This is a genomic window from Rhizobium leguminosarum bv. viciae USDA 2370, assembly GCF_002008365.1.
In the GTDB taxonomy this organism is placed as follows: domain Bacteria; phylum Pseudomonadota; class Alphaproteobacteria; order Rhizobiales; family Rhizobiaceae; genus Rhizobium; species Rhizobium leguminosarum.
The window spans coordinates 1-1,271 of sequence record NZ_MRDL01000058.1; the positions used below are offsets into that span (position 1 = coordinate 1).

Consider the following 1,271-nt stretch of genomic DNA (forward strand, 5'->3'; position numbering starts at 1 on the left):
TGACCTGCCACTGAACTTTCATCCAGCGGCGGTTAGAGCCTCGGCGGCTTTGAATACGCCAAATGGCGCGGTGTGAGCAACCGGCGGAAACGCGAAGCTTTCATCTTGCGCAGCGTTGGAGCCGGTTGCGGCGATGGTCCCGGCATAGTCTGCCGGGGTCTGATATCCGAGCGATGAGTGCGGCCGGAAATGGTTATAATCCTCAGCCCATTCAGCGATGGCGCTGCGGGCATGATCGAGGCCGAAGAAGAGGCTCTCGTTGAGCAACTCGTCGCGCATGCGACCGTTGAAACTCTCGACATAGCCGTTCTGCATTGGCTTTCCCGGCGCGATGTAGTGCCACTCGACCTTGTGATCCTTCGACCAGGCAAGAATGGCATTCGAGGTGAATTCGGTGCCGTTGTCGGAGACAATCATGTCAGGCTTGCCGCGTCGTTCGATCAGCGTCGTCAGTTCCCGAGCAACACGGCGACCGGAGATCGACGTGTCGGGGATTGCCGCCAGGCATTCGCGCGTCACATCATCGACAACGTTTAGCACCCGGAAGCGTCTACCGCAGGCAAACTGGTCGTGGACGAAATCCAGCGACCAGCGGGCATTGGCCTTCGCTTCGACCAGGATCGGCGCACGCGTGCCGACAGCACGCCGACGGGCCTTTCGCTTGCGAACGGAAAGCCCTTCCTCGCGATAAAGACGGTATATGCGATTGACCCCGGACGGCTCTCCGTCTCGCCGAAGCAGGATGAATAGCCGCCGGTAGCCGAAACGCCGTCGCTCATTAGCGAGGTCACGCAGCTTCGCTCGCAGATCGACCTCCGGCGGTCGATTGGACCGATAACGGATCGTCTTGCGGTCGGCGGATACGATCTGGCAGGCCCGCCGTTCCGAAAGACCCATGACGGCCTTCAGATGCGTGACGGCTTCACGCTTGGCGGCAGGCCCTACCATTTTTTTGCAAGAAGCTCGCAGAGCGCGGCTGCATCAAGCATCTGTTCGGCCAACAGCTTCTTCAGCCTGGTATTCTCGTCCTCAAGCGCCTTCAGCCGCTTCGCCTCGGAGACTTCCATGCCGCCATATTTGGCTTTCCAGTTATAAAACGTCGCTTCTGAAATCCCGTGCTTGCGGCAGAGGTCGGCCGCCTTCGCGCCAGCCTCCTGCTCCTTCAGCACACCGATAATCTGCTCTTCCGTAAATCTCTGCTTCTTCATTCGTCCGTCCCTTAATAGGCCGGACTCTAATCCATTCTGGAGGAAATTCTCAGTGGCAGGTCA

1 protein-coding gene is annotated in these 1,271 nt (G+C 59.0%); it reads right to left on the minus strand.

Features of this window, described 5'->3' with window-relative positions; genetic code table 11:
• Window positions 1-18: 18 nt before the first annotated feature.
• Window positions 19-1,208 (minus strand): IS3 family transposase gene (locus tag BS629_RS34140; protein ID WP_085990120.1). Its coding sequence is split into 2 segments (ribosomal slippage): window positions 19-956 and window positions 956-1,208, totalling 1,191 coding nucleotides; the frame shifts between segments, so codons are not numbered across the junction.
• Window positions 1,209-1,271: the final 63 nt, after the last annotated feature.